The sequence below is a fragment of the Vibrio sp. 10N.239.312.C11 genome (assembly GCF_041466065.1).
GTDB lineage: Bacteria > Pseudomonadota > Gammaproteobacteria > Enterobacterales > Vibrionaceae > Vibrio > Vibrio tasmaniensis_A.
In genome coordinates, this window is sequence record NZ_JBFSRZ010000095.1 from 1 (window position 1) to 7,022 (window position 7,022).

At 36.7% G+C, this 7,022-nt stretch carries 8 protein-coding genes and 1 pseudogene; 2 read left to right on the forward strand and 7 right to left on the reverse strand.

Translation table 11 applies throughout. The features are described 5' to 3' along the window. Window positions 1-70 precede the first annotated feature (70 nt). A complete protein-coding gene (locus AB6D07_RS22210) occupies window positions 71-328 on the forward strand; it encodes a hypothetical protein (RefSeq protein WP_017098660.1) in 258 nt (85 codons plus the stop codon). A gap of 477 nt (window positions 329-805) precedes the next feature. Here AB6D07_RS22210 and AB6D07_RS22215 read toward each other — a convergent pair whose 3' ends face one another. The 7 genes from AB6D07_RS22215 to tpx all read right to left on the reverse strand — a co-directional run bounded on the left by AB6D07_RS22215 (window position 806) and on the right by tpx (window position 6,161). Next, window positions 806-1,834, reverse strand: coding sequence for a GlxA family transcriptional regulator (locus AB6D07_RS22215; protein WP_017098659.1), 1,029 nt, complete (start codon window positions 1,832-1,834; stop codon window positions 806-808). A gap of 157 nt (window positions 1,835-1,991) precedes the next feature. Further along, window positions 1,992-2,471: a hypothetical protein gene (locus AB6D07_RS22220; protein WP_017098658.1), complete on the reverse strand. Its 480-nt coding sequence runs from the start codon at window positions 2,469-2,471 to the stop codon at window positions 1,992-1,994. Beyond that, the gene (locus tag AB6D07_RS22225) at window positions 2,455-3,252 is read right to left on the reverse strand and encodes a winged helix-turn-helix domain-containing protein (RefSeq protein WP_017098657.1); all 798 of its coding nucleotides are present in this window, start codon (window positions 3,250-3,252) and stop codon (window positions 2,455-2,457) included. Before AB6D07_RS22225 ends, AB6D07_RS22220 begins: the two co-directional genes overlap by 17 nt. Continuing rightward, the gene (locus tag AB6D07_RS22230; protein WP_017098656.1) at window positions 3,233-3,763 is read right to left on the reverse strand and encodes a hypothetical protein; all 531 of its coding nucleotides are present in this window, start codon (window positions 3,761-3,763) and stop codon (window positions 3,233-3,235) included. The genes AB6D07_RS22225 and AB6D07_RS22230 overlap by 20 nt, the downstream gene beginning before the upstream one ends. Continuing rightward, on the reverse strand, window positions 3,738-4,475 hold the full coding sequence (locus AB6D07_RS22235; RefSeq protein ID WP_241810843.1) for a helix-turn-helix domain-containing protein: 738 nt from the start codon (window positions 4,473-4,475) through the stop codon (window positions 3,738-3,740). Before AB6D07_RS22235 ends, AB6D07_RS22230 begins: the two co-directional genes overlap by 26 nt. 577 nt (window positions 4,476-5,052) lie before the next feature. Continuing rightward, entirely contained in the window at window positions 5,053-5,661 is a 609-nt protein-coding gene (locus AB6D07_RS22240) for a redoxin family protein (protein WP_017098654.1), read from the reverse strand. A 2-nt stretch (window positions 5,662-5,663) separates the two neighbouring features. Continuing rightward, complete coding sequence (gene tpx, locus AB6D07_RS22245) at window positions 5,664-6,161, reverse strand: thiol peroxidase (RefSeq protein WP_017100137.1); 498 nt, start codon at window positions 6,159-6,161, stop codon at window positions 5,664-5,666. 716 nt (window positions 6,162-6,877) lie between these two features. On the opposite strand from tpx, the pseudogene AB6D07_RS22250 reads away from it, so the two are divergent. Continuing rightward, a pseudogene (locus AB6D07_RS22250) lies at window positions 6,878-7,022 on the forward strand (IS5/IS1182 family transposase); the annotation flags it as partial.

The window sequence follows — 7,022 nt, forward strand, 5'->3', positions numbered from 1 at the left end:
CTGATCAGATCGTAGGTTCTTGATTTAGTTCCATTGAATTACGCAACAAAGCCTGGAGAAGGGGTAAATCGTGTTATCTGAAGAAATGCTTTATGAAAGAACCAAAGAAGCGCTGCGATGCGCACGCTTGCTTGAGCTTGATACATCCCAACAATTTATTAGAACATGTTTGAGTGCTTGTGTGGCTGATAAGCGTATTCATATTAACAATATTGGTGAGGTATTAAGCCATTCAATTGCTTATCCGAGTAAATTATTAGCTGGTGCATATGAGTCCAGTGAGCTTCATCGGTCCATAACCCCTGTCTTAGAAAAACTCTCTCAATAGTATTTGTCTGAGTGGCAAAAATGTCACATCAAAAGTAGTTGCTTGGGCCTAATCTGGCAGTCATTATTTTTTAAGCGATGTTTGTCAGATTGAACCTAAGGCTGAACTTTTTACGGTTTACGAGCTAACAGTGTATCTAGTGAATGTTAGTTGCCACTTTTTATCCACATGATTACTCGCCCTGAATTTTATAATCAATACGCATTTGACTCACCAAGATCGTCATCGTTTATTTCTTGCAGGTAAATTAGTCGACTTTGTTTTTGTTTCGCTTTTCTTTCCCTTGTGGTTTGTCGTTGAACGCTTGCAGATACAAGCGTAGGCGGAGAGACATCAACTTTCTTAAAGTTGAATTGATGAAGGCTGTGGAGCTCAAAGCCGGAGAGATACCAGCTTTATTATTGGGTTAATCATTTCAATCCAAGTGAATAACTCCCTTTTTAGCTAAGGGCTTAGGTCCAGTTAGAATTAAGGTGCTTAAATCTCACAAGCCTGTGTCGTTTTGCGATATTCTGTGGGCGTCATGTCGTAAAATTTTTTAAACAGCGACCTAAAATGGTTTGTGTCACTGTAACCAACTTGCTGGGATATTTGTTCTATGTTTAAGCTGGTAGTGTCCAGCTTGTCTCTCGCTAATACCACTCTAATACGTTGTATGTAGTTCATTGGAGATTCGCCAGTTGCTGCTTTGAAGCGACGTTTCATTTGCCTTTCACTCAAAAAACTTTTCTCTGCACACATAGCGACAGATAGCCTGCTTGGGTCTTCATTGTGCATCCACTCTTGTAACCGATCAATCAAACTGTCGCTATGTTGATGGTATTGAGCAAAGCTCGTTAAACAAATTCGCTTAATTTTTGAAACATCACCTCCTAAGTACTGTTCACATTTAATTCTTTGGGCCGTGCCTAACAAAGCATCAATTAACAAAATTGTTGCAGCAAAGTATTCTTTAATGCTGGAGGTGCAAATATATCGGTCTTCATGAGTTATTTTCAAGTGTGGTTTGAATTTTACTTGGGGGAATTGATTTCGAAAATCTTCAGCATATACCCAATGTGTAGTTGCGCTTCGTTTGTTTAAAACCCCAAGCTCAGCCAGAAGAAATGTCCCCGTACATAAAGAGAGAACAAATTCACACTGCGTAATTTGTTTTTTTAGCCAATATTTAACCTCTTTGGGTAAGACATAAGACCCCTTATTTATGTCACCACAAGCACCTATTATTAAAATGTCGGTATGTTCGACGGATTCCCAATGCGTACTACTGTTAATTGTTAGCCCCCCTAAGAATTGAGTCGGCCCCCCTGTGACTGATACATAACTGACCTGTGGCGCTGGTAATCCTGCTTGCATTGAAGCAATTGTCAGCATTTCGATTGGTCCCGAAATTGCTGTGATTGGGCTTCCTTCTAACAAGAGTGCAGTAATCTTTAAAGGTTCTCTTTTTCTGATCATGAGTATTACGTTTCTCAAATATGTCCTATTTGCTAGTACTATGTCCATAAACCCTTAAGAACACTAATAAACAAATCCGAAATTTAAATTACTCGTCATTAGATTGATTTTAAATGAATAAATTAAGTCATTGATATTTACATGTTTATAATCAACATGTTTAGTTATAACTAAATCTGTTGATGATTTAGATTGATTACTCTAATTAATCGGCCGTGATACACTGGACACTGCCGGTCAATAAACTGGAATAACAGAAAATATACTTATCTTGGTATAAGGTCTGGAAAAATTGTTCCGATGAATTCTCAATCAAGTGTGCTTCAGTGAAATCAAGTTCTGTTGAGGGAGTGTAGTTTGCGCTACGTAGCGCGTTGGTTGTCGAAAAGAGGTCTGCACCCCAGAAATAAACGGAGTAATAGATGTTGAGGGCTTTGTTTTCGCCTTCGGATAATAAGCTACAATGCGCATCGTGAACTCCTCCCCACAGATGATCTACGGTAATTACTTCTTTGAAGGAGTCGACTTCAAATTTTTTATATGTACGACCATGAGAAAATAACATGATGTTGTTTCGACCATCTAAGAATAGAGGATGATTAAGGGTATTTATCCATGAGATAAACGTAATGACGAGTATATTTGCCAAGACCAGAAAAATAATGGCTTTACCGACATTGTTCATTAATTTCCTCTCTTACTTGCTCGATTGAATAGTCTCGGGAAAAACTAAAATTCATTGTGTTGTGTTCATGTAAATTATTAGGTTGATAAACACACGATACATAGAGTTGCTCAGGGTTTTCAGAAATATAGAGCATACGTAAGTCACTTGAGTATCTCCCTTTGAGGTCATTGAAACGTTTATCTCCATTTTTAGTATCAGTAAAATAGTACGTTACGCCCAAATGTTCACGCTGGTTCCATTGAATACGATCTGTGGTGCTATTGTAATATATGATCCGCGTTAACCAAGTGAGACTAACTAAAAATAACAGTGAGAGAGTCAATAGAATGAATCTTTGAAGGTATTGTAGATGGGCCGATAGACTGGTCTTCTCATGGTCTTGAGGTTGGAGAGTGTCTGGGATTATTTCTGAACTAGGTGTTGATGAGTTGTTTTGTTCAAGAACTATTGGCACCTCAAGGCTTATTATGTTGCTTACCAGTAAATAACCATGCTTTGGGACTGTTTTTATAATATTTTGTTGTCGGCCATTGTCACCTAAAGCTATACGTAGGTGGGCTATAGACTGAGTTAAACTAGCTTGCGAGACGACTCGCCCTGGCCAAGCCACGTCGATTAGGGTACTTTTTAAAACGGTTTCGCCTTGATTTTGACATAAAAGCTCTAAAATTTTGCAATCTGTAGAGTGCAATTTTTTGCTCTCCCCATTACTTTGGTTAGTTAGCTGGCGCCTAAGGGTTGGATTAAATATCCACATGCTATGTTGTTTTCTTGTCATTGACGTCAATTTTTTCTTTATTTTCAGATATATTGACACATTGAACTGAGTTGTTCGACAGTTGGATGTAACAATATTGGTGGGAGGTTTCTAACAAAGTTTGAAAATTTTCTTCGCCGCCATCAAAGAGCGCATGTTGCTCTGGTAAATCAAAATATTCTGTTTCTGGAGTGTTAACCAGTTGATTTATATATTTTATGGAATAAATGGATTTCGGCCAAAAGGTAATAAGAAATTGTGTGTCCAGTTTTTTTCCATTGTCGAAATGGATAGAAGCCATTAATAGAAATCGGTTCCATAGATAAGGTTTTAAGTGATAGTCGATTTTTCTGTATTTCTTATCTCCCATTTGCTCACCGTAAGTCAGAACTGTTTTACTTATTTGGGTATTAACGTTTTGAGCAAAACTAGGAATAAACGATGCATTGAGAAAAATTTGAATAGGCAACAAGGCAAGTAAAAAGACAACGCTAAGCAAATAGTGTTTATTGGCATTTTTGTACAATATCATTGCTAATCCCCTCTATAGCGCGCTTAACATCAATGGAAAAGTTGATGCTTTGGCCGTAAGGTGATGATGCATTCTGGTGAATGCAACTTACATAAATCCTAGTTTTATTTGAAGCAATATAAAAATTCACATTGTTTAAAGTAGGGTGCCTAATCAGCTGTTCTAAGAGTTGTTGACTATGAAAATCGTTGTTCTTGATCGTAAAGGTGTTAGTTTGAGAGTTCAACCTTGACATGTTCAGTTTAGGTTCGCTTTGTGAAGGTATGAACAAAAACCAAAACAGTAAACAGTTCATGCTGACTAATAAAACTATTACGCCAGCTTGCCAAGAACATTTAAGCTTAAAAGCCACTACCTTATCAGGTCGCCTAGTCTCGGGTTGGGCTTGGTTAGTTAAAACTAGAGCTATTTTATTATAAGCGACAAAGTAACCGGCTTTAGGTACGGTTCGAATGATACATTGTGCTTCCACTGTATCATTCAAAGCTAAACGTAATGATGCAATGGCGTGTGTGATACTGGCATCTGAAACAAATTTCCCCGGCCAAATTTTTTTGTGAATTTCAGATTTAGTTACGACTCGATGGTTATTCGACAGTAAGAGCAATAATAACTGGCTTTCTGTTTTTGTTAGTCTCTTTTCTTCACCTGATATTTTATTTCGAAGTTGAGAGTGTTCATGAGGTCTAAAATCCCACATAGATAGCTGCATACCTATACTTGGTGTTGTTTTTAAATGAAATATTACAAACTTACCAAATTATTCAATAGACAACAACTAGTAAAATAGTATGAACTCGAGTTTATAATAAGAATTGATTATAGGCGTTGAGGGCAATTTTGCTTTGTTTTTTAACGAGAACTTTGAAAGGTATACTTAAATCAGCACAGTTACTTCCATTTATGTGTCTGGTTTCATTGAGATGCGTTGATGCCTTCCTCTTGTGAGTTCGTATGTATAATGATATCGACTCTACTTGACTAATCTATGGGATTGCATCGGTGTACTATTGGAGAGAGGCAGTTGTAACTAAGTTGATATTATTTAATGAAATGATGGAGTGCCATGTTGTATTTTGATTTTATTATATAATTTTCAATTAAAATTTCTTCTACTAATGCTTCTAATATAGATGATTCTTTTAGTTTAAGAGCACCTAATGATACCAGGATTAACAACCCTATAAATATATTTTGTTTTTTTATGGTTTTCATTATTGATTGTTATTTATATAATTGGAATTTGGGTAATATATAAGAGGCTAATGCCCCTTATATATTTCCGGAGTCTAGCGGTTTTCTAACGCAACTTTCACTGCTCGTTCTAAACTAGGGATAGTTGTAAGTTCAGGTACTCTTTGGGTATAAATGACTTGGTTATTCATACCCACTACAATAATACTTCGACTAAGTAAGCCTAACTGCTTAATTTGAGTTCCTGTATTGAGGCCAAACTTATGTTCCGAAGAGTCAGAAAGATATGTCGCTCCGTCAAGAGAATGCTCTCTAATGAACCGCTGTTGAGTAAAAGGAGTATCCGCACTGACTGCATAAAATTCAATGTCTTGAAGTTTGTGATGGTTGCTTTCTATGTATTGAGAAAGCTCAATAGCTTGTTGAACACAAACAGGTGTATCAACAGATGTCAATATGCTATAAATTTTGATCGATTTACTTTGCGCACTAGTATCATAGCTTTCTAAATCTGAAGTCAACATCTTAGCCGAAGGCAATAAATCGCCTACTTCTAATGGTGTACCAATCAGATCAAACTTTGTGGTGTTATCAAGTGTGACGACTTGTGTCTCTCCAAATCCAGCATCGTCTTCAGTAGTTTCAAACTTTGCGAAGGCGTTTATTGAATAAAGGGTGGCAGCAACAATAAGTAGTTTACGCATGATTATGATAAAACCGCTAGCGCAGATTCATAGTTTGGTTCAGTAGTAATTTCAGAAACCAATTCGCTATGTTTGACTATACCATCTTGACCGATAACGATAACAGCTCTCGCAGCTAATCCTTCAAGCGCACCTTCATTTAAGTTTACACCGTAGTTTTCAGTGAATGATGACTCTCTGAAGAAAGAAGCGGTTGTTACATTATCAATGCCTTCTGCACCACAAAAACGATTCATAGCAAAGGGTAGATCAGCAGAAACACATAATACGATTGTATTGTTTAAATTAGCGGCTTTCTCGTTAAATGTACGAACGCTTGCAGCACAAACTGGGGTGTCAATGCTAGGGAAAATATTTAATAAGACATTTTTCCCTTTTAGGCTTTCTAAGGTTAGGCTATTTAATTCTTTGTCGCAGAGAGTAAAACTTGGTGCTACTTGATTAGGTTTAGGAAATAGACCTGAGATTGAAACGGGGTTACCTTGAAAAGTTATAGACATGTTAATACCTTTTTATTGTTTATTTTTTGGTTAGAAATTATTGAGCGGCGAGATAGTAATTTGATATTTATAAATAACAAATCCGATGTGTTGTATTCTATTTGTTATTATTTAAGATTCTAATAAATAAGATGTTAAGTCCTAAATGCCCATTGTTTTGGTCCGATTTGAATGGCTTGGTTGGTGTATAATTTAATTTTTCTGTGGAGTTTCTGAAGAGTGTTCGTATTTAGGTGTGTTTTCGAAAATTAAATATTATTCATAGGGAAAGAACGTGATTTTTTACGTTGTTTTTTGATTCTTTAACGATGAGCGAGCTGTATTCAGGAATTAGTATTCATTCCTAAACAAAGAACCCCCAGTCATGCTGTTTTAGTTGGTCAACTTTCAAAGACAGCGTGACTTCTTACATTTACAATGAAATTAGACCATAGATTAAATTCATTATCATATTTTCTAACTATCCTATAATCACGATTTTGCAGTCACGCTCGCTAGTCCTATTGTATATAATTTTGAAAATAAAGACAAAACTGACAATCGAAACACAGGGGAATGAAAAAAACATTTGCATTTTTACTCGATATTTCGACTCAGACCTTAGCGAAGGCCTTCCTGCCAATGATTATGAATGGAAGGCTTTGTTGCGTAATTCATTGGAACTAAACCTAAAACCTACGATCTGATCAGCTACATTCACTCCCTCTCGTAGCCCTATGCCTAAACCTCGTTACAAAACAACCAACTGGAAGCAATACAACCAATCACTCATTAACCGCGGTTCTTTGACCTTTTGGATTGATGCGACTGGCCTTAAGGTTTATGGCGAAGGTGAATGGAAAGTCAAAAAACACGGGACGG